The 18,774-nt window shown below is 50.5% G+C and carries 15 protein-coding genes and 1 riboswitch; of the genes, 11 read left to right on the top strand and 4 right to left on the bottom strand.

Annotation, left to right across the window (positions count from 1 at the left end; genetic code table 11):
* Nucleotides 1-129: 129 nt before the first annotated feature.
* Complete coding sequence (locus GYMC10_RS18390) at nt 130-849, top strand: YebC/PmpR family DNA-binding transcriptional regulator (RefSeq protein ID WP_009596040.1); 720 nt, start codon at nt 130-132, stop codon at nt 847-849.
* A gap of 95 nt (nt 850-944) precedes the next feature.
* Here the strand turns inward: GYMC10_RS18390 and GYMC10_RS18385 are convergent, their stop codons facing one another.
* The gene (locus tag GYMC10_RS18385) at nt 945-2,165 is read right to left on the bottom strand and encodes a hypothetical protein (protein ID WP_015735924.1); all 1,221 of its coding nucleotides are present in this window, start codon (nt 2,163-2,165) and stop codon (nt 945-947) included.
* Between the two features lie 714 nt (nt 2,166-2,879).
* On the opposite strand from GYMC10_RS18385, the gene GYMC10_RS18380 reads away from it, so the two are divergent.
* From GYMC10_RS18380 to GYMC10_RS18370, 4 genes are all read left to right on the top strand, one after another.
* Nucleotides 2,880-3,401: a GNAT family N-acetyltransferase gene (locus GYMC10_RS18380; protein ID WP_015735922.1), complete on the top strand. Its 522-nt coding sequence runs from the start codon at nt 2,880-2,882 to the stop codon at nt 3,399-3,401.
* A gap of 101 nt (nt 3,402-3,502) precedes the next feature.
* A complete protein-coding gene (locus GYMC10_RS33070) occupies nt 3,503-4,399 on the top strand; it encodes a GAF domain-containing protein (RefSeq protein WP_261979310.1) in 897 nt (298 codons plus the stop codon).
* 50 nt (nt 4,400-4,449) lie between these two features.
* Nucleotides 4,450-6,051 carry a diguanylate cyclase domain-containing protein gene (locus tag GYMC10_RS33065; RefSeq protein WP_261979308.1) on the top strand — a complete coding sequence of 534 codons (1,602 nt, stop codon included), beginning with the start codon at nt 4,450-4,452 and terminating at the stop codon, nt 6,049-6,051.
* Between the two features lie 146 nt (nt 6,052-6,197).
* Nucleotides 6,198-6,830: a YdcF family protein gene (locus GYMC10_RS18370; RefSeq protein WP_015735921.1), complete on the top strand. Its 633-nt coding sequence runs from the start codon at nt 6,198-6,200 to the stop codon at nt 6,828-6,830.
* A gap of 27 nt (nt 6,831-6,857) precedes the next feature.
* Here GYMC10_RS18370 and GYMC10_RS18365 read toward each other — a convergent pair whose 3' ends face one another.
* The 3 genes from GYMC10_RS18365 to dapA form a co-directional block, all read right to left on the bottom strand.
* Complete coding sequence (locus GYMC10_RS18365) at nt 6,858-7,313, bottom strand: hypothetical protein (RefSeq protein WP_015735920.1); 456 nt, start codon at nt 7,311-7,313, stop codon at nt 6,858-6,860.
* Between the two features lie 27 nt (nt 7,314-7,340).
* Nucleotides 7,341-8,783 carry an ATP-binding protein gene (locus GYMC10_RS18360; protein ID WP_015735919.1) on the bottom strand — a complete coding sequence of 481 codons (1,443 nt, stop codon included), beginning with the start codon at nt 8,781-8,783 and terminating at the stop codon, nt 7,341-7,343.
* Between the two features lie 265 nt (nt 8,784-9,048).
* Nucleotides 9,049-9,924: a 4-hydroxy-tetrahydrodipicolinate synthase gene (dapA, locus tag GYMC10_RS18355; RefSeq protein WP_015735918.1), complete on the bottom strand. Its 876-nt coding sequence runs from the start codon at nt 9,922-9,924 to the stop codon at nt 9,049-9,051.
* A gap of 111 nt (nt 9,925-10,035) precedes the next feature.
* Here dapA and GYMC10_RS18350 point away from each other — a divergent pair, with 111 nt between their 5' ends.
* The 6 genes from GYMC10_RS18350 (at nt 10,036) to GYMC10_RS18325 (ending at nt 18,633) form a co-directional block, all read left to right on the top strand.
* On the top strand, nt 10,036-10,911 hold the full coding sequence (locus tag GYMC10_RS18350; protein ID WP_015735917.1) for a LysR family transcriptional regulator: 876 nt from the start codon (nt 10,036-10,038) through the stop codon (nt 10,909-10,911).
* 60 nt (nt 10,912-10,971) lie between these two features.
* Nucleotides 10,972-11,052, top strand: a riboswitch (ZMP/ZTP riboswitch).
* 82 nt (nt 11,053-11,134) lie between these two features.
* Nucleotides 11,135-12,295, top strand: a complete 1,161-nt coding sequence (gene purT, locus GYMC10_RS18345) for a phosphoribosylglycinamide formyltransferase 2 (RefSeq protein ID WP_015735916.1) — start codon at nt 11,135-11,137, stop codon at nt 12,293-12,295.
* Between the two features lie 318 nt (nt 12,296-12,613).
* Complete coding sequence (locus tag GYMC10_RS18340) at nt 12,614-13,972, top strand: MATE family efflux transporter (protein WP_015735915.1); 1,359 nt, start codon at nt 12,614-12,616, stop codon at nt 13,970-13,972.
* A 195-nt stretch (nt 13,973-14,167) separates the two neighbouring features.
* Complete coding sequence (locus GYMC10_RS18335) at nt 14,168-15,802, top strand: response regulator (protein WP_015735914.1); 1,635 nt, start codon at nt 14,168-14,170, stop codon at nt 15,800-15,802.
* Nucleotides 15,803-15,809: 7 nt separating this feature from the next.
* Entirely contained in the window at nt 15,810-17,642 is a 1,833-nt protein-coding gene (locus tag GYMC10_RS18330; protein ID WP_015735913.1) for a sensor histidine kinase, read from the top strand.
* Nucleotides 17,635-18,633 carry a substrate-binding domain-containing protein gene (locus GYMC10_RS18325; RefSeq protein ID WP_015735912.1) on the top strand — a complete coding sequence of 333 codons (999 nt, stop codon included), beginning with the start codon at nt 17,635-17,637 and terminating at the stop codon, nt 18,631-18,633. The genes GYMC10_RS18330 and GYMC10_RS18325 overlap by 8 nt, the downstream gene beginning before the upstream one ends.
* Nucleotides 18,634-18,774: the final 141 nt, after the last annotated feature.

Genomic DNA, 18,774 nt, shown 5'->3' with positions numbered 1-18,774 from the left:
TACGGGTATGTGTCTATTTTCCGGATCTACGCTCTTAACCTTGTTCAAGGGACTTAATAGAGATATAATGGACAGGGGTATTTATTGAATACCGGCTTCAGATTCAATGATGAAAGAGAGTCGAAACGTATGGGCCGTAAATGGAATAATATTAAGGAAAAGAAAGCATCCAAGGATGCTAATACAAGTCGCGTATACGCGAAATTCGGTGTGGAAATTTATGTTGCCGCCAAAAAAGGCGAGCCGGATCCTGAATCCAACCGTGCGCTGAAGGTTGTACTAGAGCGTGCCAAAACATACAATGTGCCGAAAGCGATCATTGACCGCGCCCTGGATAAAGCCAAGGGCAGCGGGGACGAGAACTATGAAGAGCTTCGTTATGAAGGCTTCGGTCCGAACGGATCGATGATCATCGTCGATGCATTGACAAACAACGTCAATCGGACGGCGCCTGCCGTGCGCTCTGCCTTTAACAAGAACGGGGGCAATATGGGCGTCAGCGGTTCGGTGTCCTATATGTTTGATCCAACGGCCGTCATCGGAGTGGAAGGAAAGACGGCAGAGGAAGTCATGGATCTGCTGCTCGAAGCCGACCTGGATGTCCGCGACATCTTGGAAGAGGAAGAAGCTGTGATTGTCTACGCTGAACCGGATCAGTTCCATGCGGTTCAGGAAGCATTCAAAGCTGCTGGCATAACGGACTTTACCGTTGCCGAGCTGACGATGCTGGCACAGAATTTTGTGTCCCTGCCGGAAGAAGGACAGGCACAGTTCGAGAAGCTGATCGATGCACTGGAAGACCTTGAGGATGTTCAGCAAGTCTATCACAACGTGGAGTTTGAGGAATAGTTGATACGGATCGATATCCTATTAAAAAACCATCGTATTCAGGAGTCCTGCGTACGATGGTTTTTTGCTGCATAGCTATTATTTTGGATTAACCCTTATTGGCCGGATTGAACAATGATGACTTCGGCCGAGGTGATGGCTGGAATGGACTTGGTCATGATAGGCGAGTGGTAGGCTACGACTTTCGCACCCGGTTTCAGTTCCGATTCCGTGCTGAGCCCCGCAATCACTTGCGTGTCTTCGGTAACGTTAAGAATGACGTCATTCTCCGTTGATTGGTCGGAGCCTACATTGATATACAGCTGGTCTTTGGTCGTGCGGTCGGATGCTGCAACGGTGCCTTCGATTTTGGGAGCGGTCGTTTCCGAAACCACGATCTTATCAGCGTGAGTCCGGGCAGGATAAATCAGGGTCATCACTTGGCTGTAATAGGCCTCGATGCGGAGATCCGCTTTCAAAGCTTCAGCCGTCAGCGGTTTACCCTTCGCATCGACGATCTCCGTATTTTCGTCTACGGTAAGGATGACGTAATTGACGCCGCCCGACTCCAGTGCCTGACCCATGACGGTGATTTTGTTATCTGCCTTGTCCGTAATGATTCCGTTCGTGCCGGCAGGCTCTTCTTGTACAGGCTCTTCTGCTTGGGCTTGAACCCGAATGTAGTTGGTTGACGATTGAGGCGGCATGCTTAACGCCACATAAGGTCCGTAGAAAGCGCGAATGCTCATGCCGGCTTCCAGGCCACCCGCATTGAGTGTGCTGCCGTCTGCATTGATGATTGTCGCTTTTGGATCCAGATGAAGCAGGATAGTCTCTTCACTGTCGTTGTACAGATTGGTACCCTCCACCAGAATGCCTTGCTTGGTTACCTCAGCGATGGTTCCATCAATACCCGCAAAGTCTTTATCCTGAACGATGATCGTAAGCGCTGAGCCTTGAGCAGGCAGACTCTTGGTGATGTTCGGGCCATAGAAGGCTTTAATTGCTTTGTTCTTGTCCACAATCGTTTGGAGTTGGACTTTGTTTCCTTTGGCATCGATGATTTTAGTGTCCTTCGAAATGGAGAGCTTGATTTCTTGTTGATCGGTGGCACCGAGACCACGGCCGGTGACCGTAATCCATTTGCCCGTTTCATCGTTTACGTATTCCGTTATGTAACCCATGGTTCCAGGAACGCTTTTCTTTGCCTGGTTCACGATGCTGCCTTGCCCCGAATGGACTGAAGCAGGAGGGGCGTCCTGTGCATTAGCGGCTGCCGGCAGTGCTGCCATGGCCAGAATTGTAGCGGTTGTTAGTACTTTGTAGATTTTGTTCATGATAGGTATCCTCCAAGTGTAGATTATCCTAAAGGCTAGGATACAGCCAAGCCATGCGCGAATTGGTAAAATGTACTTGCTGCACCTCTATAGACGGGAGATCTGTAGAAATGTTGCAGCACGGGCGGAAAAACATGCTGAACGATTCCGTTATTTAACTAGAAGACGGGGGCAGTCGCATGAAACGTATGAACTTGGAGCCCGTGACAGATTTGTGCAAGCTGACGAACGAAAGTTTCGGCTTGCCTATGGTTATTGTAATCCGCATGATAGAATGAAATACTCGCTGACGGGATATCCCGGATGATATGGCGGAATGGATTCCGAGCGGAATGAACAACCATGTGAAGTGGAGTGCAGGACATATCTATTTGACGCATCTGCAAGATACCGCCCTTGTCTACCTACACGACATCCAAAGGTTTAAAGTTATCCAAGATAGAAGAATTCTTAAGCTTCTGCTTACATCATGAAGGCATGCATTTTGATAAAAACAAATCGATATTAAGACAAAATATCCAGTAATTTTACAATTTATGAAGGAGTTTCATACCTAAAGTCGAATAAAATATAAACAGCCTGCAGCATGAAAGAAGGTGACCCGGCGTTATCAGGATAGACAAAGAAAAGGATCAACGGCGAATCGCATTTGTCCCTGTATTGAAGTGTGAGCAGAGAGGACACGGAAATACAACTTGAAGAGGAGTCGGGCAAATGCATATCGTTACCGAAAGATTAGTGATTCGCGAATTTGAACCAGGAGATTGGCAGGATGTTCTTCAATATACATCCGATCCCTTGGTGATGTTTTACATGCCGGAGCCGGTCCATACGGAAGAGACGGTGAAGGAATTTCTGGAGCAGAACAAGGGCGAGCAAGCGCATCATTATGCCGTCATGCTGCAGAAGGAACAACGCGTGATCGGACACATGGTGTTTCATCCCTGCTTTGGCGAACATACTTACGAGATCGGCTGGGTCTTTCATTCAGCCTACCACGGTGTGGGGTATGCTACGGAAGCCGCCGGAGCTTTGCTTCAGCATGGCTTTGAAGCATTGGGAATACACCGGATCATCGCGACATGCCAGCCAGAGAACACGCCTTCGTATAAGGTGATGGAGAAGCTTGGCATGAGGAGAGAAGGCTGCTTTAGGCAGTGTATCCCACGAGGCGAGGTTTGGTGGGATGAGTATTACTATGCTATGCTAGAGTCTGAATGGCGTACAATTTCATAGACCTGTTGTTATAATATGCTGTGCCCAATGTATCTCTTTATAACAATGAGATGCATTGGGCATTTGGTTTTAAATCTGTGAATAAGGGAAGTTGATAAGCAATGACTGAACAGGATGCACTTAATCGAAAGTTACTGACGGAGGGCGATTATGTAACGGATGAACCGATCGACCTGACCAATTGCGAAAAAGAACCTATTCACATTCCAGGATACATTCAGCCCCATGGCGTACTGCTTGCCATTAATCCTATCGACGATTTCAGGATCGCGCAGTGCAGCCGAAATGCGGAGCAGCTGCTCGGGATCAGCGCCGAATCCCTTTTGGGACAGGGCCTTGAGGAGCTTATCGGAAAAACGCAATTTGAGCTTATGATTCGCCGAGACCTTCAAGCGATAGCGACACCGGACTTACAATATATCAATCTTACGATTTCGGTTGCCAATGAGCCGATTGAGTTTATCGGAATTCTTCACGAAAGCGAAGGGCTGATTCTTCTGGAACTGGAGCCGGTTTCGGAAGATACCGTGCCCTTTACGGATGATTTTGAATGGATACAAACGTTTTTCAGTCGGATGAAAAGAACCGAGAATCGGGTTGAAGCAAGTCAAGTGGCTTGCGAGCTCGTGAAGGACATTCTGGGTTATGACCGTGTGATGCTGTATGAATTCGATGATCAATGGAACGGAAAAGTGATTGCCGAAGCCAAAGAGCAAGGGCTGGAATCCTTCCTGGGCCATCATTATCCGGCATCGGATATTCCTCGGCAAGCCCGTGAACTGTATTTGAGAAATTGGCTGCGTACGATTGTTGACGCGGGTTATACGCCGGTCGAGATTATCCCCACCGTGCAGCCTTTGACCGGAAAGCCGCTGAACCTCAGTTTATCCGTTCTTCGCAGCGTGTCGCCGCTTCATATTGAGTACCTTCATAATATGGGGGTCGGCGCGCGACAACCACGATCTCCCTTATCCATGACAACCAGTTATGGGGATTAATCACCTGCCATCACTACAGCCGAAAATACGTATCTCACCGCACCCGCAACTTGTGCAATTTTCTGGGATCCTTTTTCTCCAACGAACTATATCAACGCCAGCAGCTCGACGATTACCAAACCGAGCTCAGGCTTCGAATTTTATCCGCCCGTTTTACCGAAATTTTCATCGGCAACACCGATGTCTATCAGGTGCTTGAGCAGCTTGAGACCGAAGAGCAGGGCCTGCTGGATTTAATGAGCGCTACCGGTGCCGCCGTCTATTACCAGGATAATTTGATGCTGTACGGCACGACGCCGACCTCGAAGCAAGTCATGGAGCTGGCCGGCTGGTTATCCGCCCAAGCAGAGGATTATACGTACCACAGCTCGAAACTCAGCGCAGAGTATGAGCCTGCCAAAGCATTCAAGGGTGCGGCCTCCGGCGTATTGTATCTTGCCCTGTCGCCAGGTCAACAAAACTATGTCATGTGGTTCAGGCCGGAGGTTGTTGAAATCGTGGATTGGGCTGGCGATCCGGCCAAAGCCGTTATACAAGAAGAGGATAGAATGCGCTTATCCCCTCGAAAATCGTTCGAAAAATGGAGGCAGGTGGTGGAGGGCACTTCATACTCATGGAAGTCTCAGGAATTAAGCGTACTCCCCCAATTGAAATCGATTGTCCGCAAGCAAACCGATGTTCAATTAAGACAAGCCAAAGAACAGGCCATTCAGAATGCACGCATATTCAGGGAGAACGAGGAGCGGTATTTGCAGCTTATGGGCCACTCCCCCGTAGCCTTCTTGTCACTGACAACGGCGGGAACCATCGTGTATTGCAATTCGCGGGCCGAGACGCTGTTTGGCGCAACGAGGCCCGAGGAACTGCTCCAGCTTGAAATATACACCTTAGCTAGCGATAGTTCCCGCCTGGGTCTAAAAGAGCAAATCAAACGGATGGATCAGAATCAAGCCCAGCTCGTTTCCGGCAGCGGCTGGTTCGAAACGCTGGATGGAAAGGGAATCGAACTTGAATATATGCTGGCAGCCATCCATCAGGGACGCAAATCATCCATTATGGTCATTTTGAGAGAGGGCACACCGGATGGAGGCCCCGATCGCGTATATTCCGATGTATTGAACCAGCTTCAGAGCTACGTGACAACTGATCCGTTGACCGAACTGCCCAATCCGGCAACATTCGAAAAAGAACTGGCGACGGATTGGAAGGAATGCATTCAGAATCAGGTTTCTCTGGCCTTGTTGATGGTCGATATCGATGATTTCCGGGTGTATAACACGCTTCATGGTTTATACGGCGGGGATTTATGTTTGCAATGGATTGCCGACGCACTGAAAATCATAGGCGAATACTATGGAGCGGCCGTTTCGCGTTACGGCGGCGGAACCTTTATATTGAAGATCAAAGATACCGATCCCGACCGAACCTATGAAGTGGCTGAGAAGATACGTCAAGGCGTCCTGGCGCTCAGCATCCCCAAGGACCGAACGGAGGAAGACGGGTTTATGACGGTAAGCGTAGGAGCGGCTTGCCTAACGCCTACCTCCATGCTGAGTCTTTCCCATTTGACTGACGAAACGGAGAAAGCCATGCATATTGCCAAGAGCAAGGGGAAGAACAGAGTCACGCTATATGGATATGAAACGGATTGATGTCCGTTGGAACCAAGAGGAAGTTGGATAATCAAAAGCCTGCAGCTCCATTATGGAGCTGCAGGCTTCTTTGCTGTATTATATCCCTGTACATATGATGCTAAAATGAAGGCTGGAGTTGAACGAGTGGAAGTTGGAGGTGTTGCATGACCCGATTGATGCAGCCGCGGAAAGCAGGAAGTAGAAGAAAGCGCGTCTTGTTGAGAGTTTTGCTGGGACTGATAGCCATCATGCTGGTTTATTCGATTAATGTGGGATACACGATTTGGAAATATGCAGGGCGAACGGTGAATATTCCCTCCGATGCAGCGATCGTTCTGGGTGCCGCAGTATGGAAGGGGAAACCTTCGCCTGTGTTTCAGGGGCGCATCGATCATGCGTTATGGCTGTATGATCAACAATACGTAGACAAGCTCATTTTTACAGGGGGACGCGGGTCGGAAGAGGAAGTGGCCGAATCGGAAGCTGCTAAACAATATGCCATCGAACACGGCGTTCCGGAGAGGGACATCCTGGTAGAGACGAGTTCGACGATCACCGAGCAAAACCTGTACTATGCCAACAAGATAGGCGATGCGGCAGGGCTGTCCTCGTATCTCATCGTGAGCGATCCGCTGCACATGAAGCGGGCGATGGCGATGGCTGAAGATATGGGTCTCGAAGCCAATCCTTCCCCCGCGTCACGGAGCGCTTACCAAAGCGTAAGAAGCAAGCTCCCCTTTTTATGCAGAGAAGTCTTTTATTATATCGGTTATCATCTGACAAAACCCTTTCGATAAAAGATCCGATCATGCGCAGTTTGCGTGTTAGTCCAGACTTCCGAGATCGTTGGCAAGCATCTGATGGCTTTCCTTATCCGTTACCTTGTCGAGATAACTTGCCGCTTTTTGCTTGGATGCCAATGCATGCTCCTTGTTCCCCAGAACCAGATAGGCCCGCGCTTCCGCTTCGTATCCGTAACCGATGTAGAAGGGTTCGAGGTTAGCCGATGACCCGATCGTGATGCAGCGCTTGGCATAATGCAGTGCTTGATCGCCCTGACCCGTTACCGCGTATACTCGGGAGAGCTGCCAATACCCTATAGACAGGTTGCGCTCTGTATGATCCGCCACCCGGCTCCAATGCCAAAAGGAAGCATGACACATGTGAATCATGTTCTCTTCGTCTTCCGGCGTCCGCTGCTTCTTCTCCAAGATATCCCAGACCTGATTGAAGCAGTTTATTGCAAATTGTTTATGTAAGTTTGAATCTTGAATGTCCATGCCTATGTCCTCCGATATATGTACGCATTATAGAGCAGGTAAATGGATCGTAAAGGTTGTCCCATGATCAGGAGTGCTCTCCACGTTCATCGTACCGCCGTGATTATGAATAATATTCTTGGTAATCATGAGACCGAGTCCCGTGCCGGTGTCTTTCGTTGTAAAAAAGGGCTGTCCCAGTGATTGGATCTGATCCTGCGTCATCCCAACGCCTTCATCCTGCACGATAATTTGCACCTCGGGCCCGCTGTGCACAATGTCCAAGGTGATGCTTCCCCCGTCATTCATCGCCTCCATCGCGTTTTTCAGCAGATTGATGAACACTTGTTTGAGCTGGTTGACTTCGCCCTGTACATAGATCGGAACCAGTGGATAATGGGGAATGATCTCTATATTCTTGAGAGCGGCTTGCACCTTCATCAGCGTAATGATCTGATCCAGTATGGCCGACACGTCTATGGGTCCGCTCACGTGGGCGCCCTGCGGTTTGGAGAGCACCAAGAGCTCATTGACGATGAGCTCGATGCGTTTGAGCTCCGATTCGATGATTTCAAAATAAAGCTCGTTGCTGCGTTCCGCGGATCGCAATAACTTCACGAATCCATTAATCGATGTCAATGGATTTCGAATTTCATGAGCGATGCCGGCGGCCAATTGGCCGGCGGTCGTCAGCTTCTCGGATTGCATCACGCGGTCCTCTTCCATCCGCTGCTCCGTGATGTCCTTGAAGATGCCGACGGCCGCTTTCTCGCCTTCATATTGTATGATTAACGTGAATCCCGTGACCATCTTTTCCTGCCCGTCCAGACAGCGTATCAGATAATCGACGCTTCCGATTTCTCCGCTCTCGGCATACGTTGCCCTGCGTTTCATCAATGTGTGATGATACGATGCGTCGACGATCACGTCGGTTGAAATGCCCAGCACGTCACGGAGGTGCATCGCATTGACGAGCCGGAGCGCGGCAGAATTAACATAATGCACAATGCCTTTTTTAGTTATGAGCACGGAGAGAGGGAGCTCTTCCAGCAGCTGCAGAAACGAATTTTCCTTCTCGTTCAGCTTCTGTTCCTTCTGCTCCAGCTGTTTCATGAGCTGTCTCAGCAGCGTTCGATCCTCGAATTGTACCAAGTATCCCTTGGGCCCCCGCTCCGGATCGTGATCAACGCTGCAGCGTGCACTAAGGTATAACTCGCGATCAGACGGATGACGGTAAGCATATTCAACCGGGGGGACGGATGGCTGATGACCCTGGGCAGCCCTAGCGTTCTGAATCACTCGATTCAATAACTCGCGGAGGCTGTTTTCTTCTTGCGGCGCCCCGGCAGTTAACTCCTGCGGCGAGTAACCCAACAGATCACATAGTGCCGAATTGACCTTAAGAATCGTTCCATCTAGCGATACCAAAGCCATACCGATTACAGATTGTTCAAAGGCAAAATCATGATTAGGGCTGGAATAGGGCAGCACTGCAAGTCTCCTTTCAAATTTCTGGGAGGAATTGAATGTACCCATATTATAAGTGGGGCGATTTCATTCATCAATCCTTTAAAGCGATAGATCTAAGCAGGATATCTTTTTTTGCGTAAAATGTCAGTATCATCCATCCCATCATCTGCTGATTGAAAGCATGTGCGCCCTATAGCATCGAATCATCCATCCAAGCATGGCAAGGAAGCGAATGCGTCCCGCCACTCTTGAGGAGAAACCTGTTACGTCCATGATTTAAAGTTTCTCAGCCTTTGAATGCTTGATTCAAAGATAGCTTGAGCTCATCCGTAATGGGGCCCATCGGCAGGCGCAGGGTGTCCGATGAGATAAGGCCTTGCTTGGCAAGCAGCCATTTTAGCGGAGCGGGATTGGATTCTGCGAACAACTGATGAATAACGGGAAGCAGCACTTCAAACTCCGTTTCGGAACGAGAGTAATCCCCTTGGGCCGCTAATTGATACACACGGATAAAAGCCTCGGTATTCACATTGGCCGACGCCAAAATGCCCCCGGATGCACCATGACACAGCATCTCATGAAAGCGGACATCGTCCCCGCATAGAACAGGCTTCGTATCGTATGGAGACAAGCTTCTCATAAGCTCCGTACTCGCAGTGCTGTCCTTCATTCCGATGACACCGGGGATCTCCATGATTCTTCGAATGGCATCGACCGGTAAGGAAATTCCAGTGCGCGAAGGAACTTCGTACAAAATAACCGGTATCCCCACCTCCGCGACTTTGCAGAAATGTTGTATAATGCCCTCAATCGAAGGGCGGCTGTAATACGGCGTGACCACCAATACCGCGTCTGCCCCGATATGTCCTGCCCATTCCGTCCGCTTCATGCTGGAGAACGTATCGTTGGTACCCGTACCAATAATGACCGGCAATTGCCGCCCGTCCAGACCTTTTCGCGTTTCCTCCACCACTTGAACGACCTCTTCCCAAGTTACCGTCGGCGCCTCTCCGGTCGTACCGTTGATGATCAATCCTTGAATGTCATGGGATAACAAATTCTCCAAATAACGATGATAAGACGGAACATCCAATGCGTATTCATGTGAAAAGGGAGTGACCACCGGAACATAAATACCTCTCAAATCTTGCGGACTCAACATGATCTTTCCTCCATTTCATGAATTGTGGCTTTACTTTACCATGGGAATCGGGATCGGTGTTATCTATAATAATAGATAGTTATTATCAATATTATTGATGAGGAGAGAGCGATGGAACTGATCTATCTGCAAACCTTCAGGGAGGTTGCTGTTCGAAAGAGCTTTACTAAAGCTGCTGACGAATTGGGTTATGCACAATCCAGCGTTACCACCCAGATTCAGAAGCTGGAGAAGGAATACGGCGTCAAGCTGTTTGAACGGTATGGCAGAGGCCTGCGCCTGACGAAGTCAGGGGAGGAGCTGTTCAAGTATGCTGTCCAAATGCTGGATCTGTTCCAGCAGTCTAAGGAAAAGCTGACGAAACAAGGCGGGGGCATCTTATCGATTGGAACGATCGATTCGCTTGCCGCATATTTTCTTCCATCCGTCCTTCATCGGCTAAGACAGGAGCATGAAGATCTTGCCATCCGCTTGCAAACGGATCGTGAAGATAGCATCGTCAGTAAGGTAAGAGAGGGCGAGTACGATCTCGGGCTTATTCTGGAGAACAAACCGGAAGACACTTCATTGAATTGGATCTCGATCCGGGAAGAGCCCCTCCATCTGATTGCCCATCCGGATCATCCGCTTCACAGGTTGCCCGTCATCGAGCTGGAGCATCTGGCTGATTACGAATGGATTATGACCGAGGATACTTGCAATTACCGAATCATGTTGGAAAAAGTGCTGCGCGCCAGCGGAGCTCCCGTCCGTATTGGTTTGGAATTGGGCAACCCCGAGGCAATCAAAAGATATATCATGTCCGGCACCGGCATCTCCCTATTGCCGAGAATGGTAGCAGAGGAGGAAATCAAGAGGGGAGAGCTGGCGATTCTTCCCTTTCAACACCCAGACATTCGACTGGACATCCAGATTGTCGTTCATCCTAAGAAATGGCTGTCACACTCGCTTCAGGATATGATCGAAATGTTGAAGTCTAAATCCTAAGGACGCAGGCTGATATTGCATTTAACGAAAAGATTCAGTATCATTTATGTAACAATGTATAGGTTTATGTGTGACTGGCGTAGCATGGGGAACCATGAGGGAGCACATGAATGACAACGGCCGTACGCCTGGGCAGAGGTAAGGGAGTTTATTTCCCTTACCTCTTTATTATTTTCTTGGGCTTCTATCGTCTCTGAAACTATGAAAAGGGGATAAAACAACGATGTTCAAAACGAAAAAAATATTGCTGCTGGGATCCGGAGAACTAGGGAAAGAAGTCGTAATTGAAGCACAACGATTGGGTGTCCAAACCGTAGCCGTCGATCGTTATGCCGATGCTCCTGCCATGCACGTTGCCGATCACAGCCATGTGATCGATATGCTGGACGGAGAGAAGCTGCGCGCTATTATTGAGTTGGAAAAGCCGGACCTGATCGTTCCGGAGATTGAAGCGCTGGCTACTGCGGAGCTGGTGAAGCTGGAGGATGAGGGGTTTCGGGTGATTCCTACCGCCAGAGCCGCAAAGCTTACGATGGACCGTGAGGGGATCCGCCGGTTGGCATCAGAGGAGTTGGGACTGCCGACTGCGGAATATCGATTTGCCGATACCTATGAGGAATTCAAGCAGTCTGTCCTGGACATGGGTTTTCCGTGCGTGATCAAACCGCTGATGAGCTCCTCCGGCAAAGGTCAAAGCGTGTGCCGTTCGGAAGGGGATATCGAGTCCTGCTGGAACATCGCCATGGAAGGCGGCCGCGTGCAGAACGGAAGGGTGATCATTGAGGAATTCATTTCATTCCAGTCGGAAATCACGCTTCTGACCGTCCGCTCCGTCAATGGAACAAGCTTCTGTGCGCCGATCGGGCATATTCAGGAAAGCGGAGATTATATCGAATCGTGGCAGCCGCACGATATGTCTGAAGCGCAAATCGAGGAAGCTAAATATATTGCGCGGAAGATTACCGACGAGCTTGGCGGATACGGCTTGTTCGGCGTTGAATTATTTTTGGCCGAGGATAAGGTGTACTTCAGCGAGGTATCCCCGCGTCCGCATGATACTGGGCTGGTTACGCTGGTCACGCAAAATCTATCCGAATTTGCGCTTCATGTCCGTGCCATTCTCGGGTTTCCGATACCAGAGATCGAATTGATCACGCCGGGAGCCAGCCGCCCCCTGAAAGCCGGCCGAGAGCTGGAAGACTATACGATTACAGGCGCCGATCAAGCGCTGGCCGTTCCGAATACGCAGCTTCGCATGTTCGGCAAACCGGTAACCAAGGTCGGAAGACGAGTAGCAGTCGCGCTGTCAACCGCCGGCGATGTCGAAGAAGCGCGGTCACGTGCGAAGCTGGCCTTGGATAAGCTTGCCGTCGAAGAGGCATAAACATCGGAATTCCATAGGGATATCACATGTCATCATGTTGAAAAGGCCAACCGAAATGACCGGTTGGCCTTTTCAGTTATAGAGAAATCAGGGATCCAAATCGGGTACAGACTCTTCTAATGACGAGTACTTGCTTTTAGTTTTGATTTCGGGAATAAATAGGGAGAAATTTATGTTCTTTCATGATAAGATACACAAGAATACAAACGACCCTCACCCATTATAATGTTTCCATTCGATGCGATAAGCGCTGTTTGAAGCATAATATTTCAAATAAATCTCTAGAGGAACGTTTATTGACGGCATAGGAGAATCTACATGAGAGACATGACGCAAGGAAGTCCGATCAAGCTGATTATCATGTTTACCATCCCGCTTTTGATCGGTAATATTTTTCAACAATTTTACAACATGGCGGACACCCTTATCGTGGGACGTACCATTGGCGTGAACGCACTTGCAGCCGTTGGCTCGACAGGCAGCATTTTGTTTTTTGTCATCGGCTTTGCCCAAGGCTTGACGGCTGGCTTGTCTATCATAACGGCACAGCGTTTTGGAGCTAAGGATATCGCAGGCGTCCGCAAAAGCGTGGGAACGAGTATATGGATCAGTCTGGTGTTCACGGTATTCCTCACCATCGTGAGCGTTATATTTACGAGACCCGTCCTCGTCATGATGAACACCCCTGCCGAAATTTTGGATGATGCGTATTCGTATCTGATCGTCATTAACTGGGGCGTCGGCGCGGCCGTTCTGTTTAATTTGCTGGCTAACCTGCTCCGCGCTCTCGGCGACAGCCGGACGCCGCTTCTCTTCCTGGTCGTTGCAAGCATTCTGAACATCGTGCTCGACCTCTTATTCATTCTCGTATTTAAGATGGGAGTCGCCGGAGCCGGACTTGCCACGGTTGTATCGCAGCTGTTCTCCTGCCTGCTCTGTCTGATCTACATTCATAAGAAGGTCCCGCTCCTTCAATTCAAGAATGCCGACTGGTCCATCGATTGGAAATTTATTCGCCAGCATATGTGGGTAGGTTTTCCGATGGGCTTCCAAGCCTCCATTATCGCCATCGGAGCCATTATTCTGCAGATCACGCTAAACGGTCTCGGGGCATCAGCCGTTGCGGCTTATACCGCGGCTCAGAAGATTGATATGCTCGCCACGCAGCCGATGAGTTCCTTCGGGATTACGATGGCGACTTTTGCCGCTCAGAACTTCGGAGCGAATCGCATAGACCGGATCAAACTGGGGGTTAAGCAGTGTATTTGGCTCTCAGGATCATTCAGCATCGTCGTGGGCCTGCTGGTTATATTCGCGGGTCCTGCCGCCGTCAGCCTTTTTGTGGGTCAAGGCCAAGAGGAATTGATGTCGCTCAGCAGGCTGTATTTCTTATCGAACGGCAGCACCTATCTGCTTCTGTCGCTGCTCTTCATCTACCGCTTTACGCTTCAGGGGCTTGGTCAGAGCTTAATTCCCACTGTGGCGGGCATCATGGAGCTGATCATGCGGGTACTGGCTGCTATCTTCCTGACCGCGCAGATCGGCTTCCTCGGTGCAAGCCTGGCAAATCCGCTGGCTTGGCTGGGCGCCGTCATCCCGCTCGGCATCGCTTACTATCTGAGCATCAAGAGGTTAAGCACGCCGGTAAAACCCGTCTCCGTACCCGTTCAGGCATAAGGAATGCTGCACAATCGAATTCTGAACGAATCATGACTCCAGGAACAGGGAAGCACTGTTTCGCTGGAGTCGTGCATTCGTTCTTTTTTTGTGACAAAAAACATAATGTGGAAGATTCCCAATTTGGGTGCGGCGAGGTAAGATCACTATAGATTCAGTTTGCAACCGAACAGGACAGAAACGGGAGGGGTCGCATTGTATAAAGTGCTGTTAGTGGATGATGAAGCCGATGTGAGAGAAGGCCTCGTTCAGGAAATCCAATGGGAAGCCTGCGGATTCGAGATCAAGGGGACGGCGGAGAACGGAAGAGAGGCCGTGGAGGCTGCGGAGCGGTTAGAGCCGGATGTCGTTATTACCGATATCAGTATGCCCTTTCAGGATGGACTGCAGCTGGCCTCATGGCTAAGGGAGCATCAGCCGCTGTGCAAAATCGTGATTTTGACCGGCTATGACGAATTTGATTACGCCCGCCAAGCGATTACGCTCAGCGTGGATGAGTATTTGCTCAAGCCGTTCTCTGCCGAAAGCTTCATGGAGTTATTAGGCAAGATCAAGGACAAAATCGATATGGAGGTGGCGGAGCGTGAGGACGTGCGCCAATTGAAGGAGCATTACCGGACAAGCCTGCCTTTGCTTCGGGAATCGTTCCTGGCTTCGCTCTTAACCCGGAAACTGCCCCTCTCTATCATTGAGGAGAAAACTCGGAATTACGGCCTTCCACTGAACGGCGCCTGTTATCTCGCCGCGGTGATGGCTTTATATCCGGCGGCTGAGCATAAGGAGAGTGCTCCATCAAGCTCCCTGCGGCATTCCGGCGATATGGACTTGATGCTGCACGCCATGCTGAACATTGCGAAAGAGCTGATGGATCCCCTTTCTTTTGGAAGCGCATTCATATATCAGGATAGCATCGTGTTCTTGATTACGAATGACGGCTGCGAGGACGAGTCATGGTTTGGCGACCTGCAGGTGGCACTGGACCGTTTGCTCAAAAGCATTCTTCACTATCTGAAGCTGCCGGTTACGATCGGCGTGGGTTCCAGGGTCCGGACCCTGTCCGATCTTAAGCACTCCTACCAGGATGCGTTGCTGGCGCTGGACTACCGGCTGATTCTCGGCGCCGAGAAAGTCATCTTCATCGATGACGTGGAGAGTCCGAGGCAGGAAGGGATCCGTCTGGACGAATTGCAGGAGCAAGCGCTGATCCGCAATCTTAAGCTCGGAACCGCGGAGGAATTAAGTGAAGCGATTACGCACATATTCGATGAGCTGATCGGAGCATCCTGCACGATTCAAGAGGTTCAGATCTATCTCCTGGAAGTCGTAACGGCCATACTTCGAACGGCTAAAGAATCCGGGATCGAGCTTGAGGAGATGTTTGGAGCGGGGTATCAGCTGCATGCCGAGATCTTCAAGTTTTCCGGGCTACAGGAGGCTAAAGCTTGGCTTCAGGATGTCAGTTTGGCCATCCGCAAGCAAATCTCCAGCTCCAGGCAGCATGCCTATAAAGACATCGTGGAGAAAGCGCTCCAATACACGCGGGAGCATTACGGCGACCCGGATATATCGCTGCAGAAGCTGTGCATGCACCTGCATATCAGCACAGGCTATTTTAGTGGCGTTTTCAAAAAAGAGCTCAAAATGACCTATGTGCAGTACTTAATGCAGCTGCGGATGGAAACGGCCAAAGAGCTTTTACGATCCACCGACCTGAAGGCTTTCGAAATTGCGGAGCGCGTCGGGTTTGCCGATCCGAATTATTTCAGCTTCAGCTTCAAGAAGCAGGTCGGCGTTTCGCCTAAGGAATATCGGGCACAAGCGAGGGGGTAGGGCATCGGTGAAAACCACGTATACGAAGCGATACTCGGTCCTACCTTTTGTTCAACGATGGGTTAAGCGATTCCGGGCGCACAGCATTCAATCCATCATCATGTGGTCCTTCTCGGCGTTCATTCTGCTCATTGTGATTGTGGTAGCCGTACTGCTCTTCAATAAATTCTCACGATCGGCAGAGCAAAGCGTATTCCTGAATGCCCAGCAAATCGTGGACCAGGTTAGCTATAATCTCGAGGATTACGTGGACGGGATGGCGCAGCTGTATCGGGCGATCGAGGAAAATATGCTGGCAGACGGGCAGTGGGACGATGAACAGGTGACAAAACAACTCGATACGATCATGCGAAGCCGTGATGACATCGTCTCTATCGCTTTGTTTAATGATCAGGGCGACATGCTGCGGAACCACCCGGCTATTCCGGTCAAGCCCAGCGCCAAGGTGACGGAACAGAGCTGGTTTCACTCGGCCATGAGAGTCTCCGACCATCTGAGCTTCTCGCTGCCCCATGTTCAGAATTTATACGACCAAACGTTTGAATGGGTCGTCACGATGAGCAAAGGCATTACTGTCGTTCATGACGGGGAGCCGATGTACGTCATTCTGCTGGTGGATATCAACTTCAAGAAGATCGACGAGTTGAGCAGCCGCATCAGTCTGGGGAAGCGCGGGTATGCGTACATCATCGACGAAGGAGCCGGAAATATCGTGTACCATCCACAGCAGCAATTAATCTACATGGGGCTTCGGAATGAGAGCGTTGAGCGGGCGCTGACCTCCTCGGAGAGCTACATTGATGAATCGGATGGGGTCAAGCGGCTCAATACGGTCAAATCGGTCGTCAACATAGGCTGGAAAATCGTGGGCGTATCCTATTTGGATGAGATCATGACCACAAGGGAAGAGGTCAACCGTTATTTGGTCCGGGTGGTTGCCATTGTCTTGGTGCTGGCCATCGCGGTATCCCTGATTCTTTCGGCCATGCTCACCCGGCCCATCCGCCGCATGGGCAGAACGATGAAAGCCGTGGAACGGGGCGATTTCGACGTGGAGCTCCCGTTGCAGGGGCCGCTTGAAGTAGTGCAGCTGTCCAGCCGTTTCAACCTGATGCTGAATAAGATCCGGCAGCTCATGAAACAGATTGTGAAGGAGCAGGAATCGAAGCGTAAATATGAGCTGGAAGCCTTGCAGGCCCAGATCAACCCTCATTTTTTGTACAACACCCTGAATTCGGTTGTTCGCATGGTAGGAATGAGCAAGAAGGAGGAGGTCATTACGATGATTACTTCCTTGTCGAAGCTGTTTCGCTTGAGCTTGAGCAAAGGGAAGACATCGATAAGCGTCCGGGAAGAGCTGGAGCACGCACGGCATTATTTGACCATACAACAGATGAGATATAAACAGAAATTCGATTTTGCGATCGAAGCGGACGAAGCCGCGCTATCCTGTTACACCCTCAAGCTGGTGCTTCAGCCCTTAATCGAGAATGCCATCGTGCACGGCATCGAGTATATGGTGGATCAGGGGCATATTCGCATAGGGGCAGCCGTAAAAGGCGAATGGTTGGAAATGACGGTTACGGATAACGGGGTTGGGATGACACCCGAGATGGTTGAAGGGATCTTGGACGCTAAAGAGACGCCTCATAACCCTGTTCAATTTATCAATACGGCCGGTTCCGGCGTAGCCGTTCGAAATGTTCATGACCGAATTCGTCTGTATTACGGCAAACGGTACGGGCTGGAATTCGAGAGCGAGCAGGAGGCGGGCACTACCGTTCGCATACGGATTCCGGTCATTCACGATATGGACGAGGAGGGACGCGAGCATGATTAGAACTTTTCGGCCGCTGCGGTTACCGATTGGACCTAGGGGCTTTTTCGCTGCACTCGTCGCTGTCCTGATCCTCTTAACATCGTGTTCATCCGATACGGACCCGGATGAGGAGCCCGAGCTTCGACATATTGCCCTTGTGGCTCCCGTACACGCCGAAGAGCAGGGAGATGCGATCCGTTTAGGCGCCGAAGCGGCCGCCAAGGAAAACGGATTGGCGCTCGATTATGTTTCCCTGGAGCCTAGCGACGATGAGGCGGAGCAGCTGCAGGCCGCTTTGAAGATGTTGGAGAAGGGCGCCTCCGCGATCTTGATCGACCCGGCATCGGAGGCAGTGCTGCAGGAATTAGGCGATAAGGCAGCGGCAGCGGGTACCCCCGTGATTGCATTGAATGATGAACGAATGACCACAGGCATCTTATCCGCGATCGCGATCAATAATGAAGCTGCCGGACGCAAGGCGGGCGAGCAGCTGGCCGACTTGCTTGAAGGTCGGGGTACAGTAGCCATCCTGCGTTCCGACAGGGAGGACCCCGACTTGATCGCCCGCGAAGAGGGAGCCAAACGGGTATGGTCAGATATCGGCGGAATTGAAATAGCGGGCGGCGCGGCTTGCGGCAAACGCGAGGATGCATGCTGGCAGGCCGCCAAACAGCTGCTGGATCAGGGCGCCGTCGACGGAATTCTGGCACTCGATATCCAGGCTTCCTTGGGAGCGGCTAAAGAAGTCGCAAGGCGGAAGGTTCAAGGTGAGATCAAGATTGTCACCTTCGGCAGCGATCTGGGACAGCTTCAGCTTCTTCAGGATGGCGTCCTTCATAAACTCGTGGTACAGAACGGCTTCAGCACGGGCTACTTGGGCGTAGAGCAGGCTGTGAAGGTCATGGACGGTTCGAGATATGATAAGCCGATCGTGCTTGAGACCAAGGTGATTGATGCCGACAATATGTTCTGGATGGATAATCAGAAGGTGCTGTTTCCATTTGTGAAGTAAGGAAGTCACATAAGCAAACCGATAAAGTGATGAGAATTTTGCTAGAAATCAGGAGGATTTTGAATTCGAATATCAGGGTCATTCCGGCATAATGGCGGTAGTCAGTGAGATACGGCTTCGGAGTGCCGCAGCCAGCACTGA

This window comes from Paenibacillus sp. Y412MC10, from assembly GCF_000024685.1.
In the GTDB taxonomy this organism is placed as follows: domain Bacteria; phylum Bacillota; class Bacilli; order Paenibacillales; family Paenibacillaceae; genus Paenibacillus_AQ; species Paenibacillus_AQ lautus_A.
The sequence above is the reverse complement of the archived record's forward strand: the minus strand, read 5'-3'. Positions and strand labels throughout refer to the sequence as shown.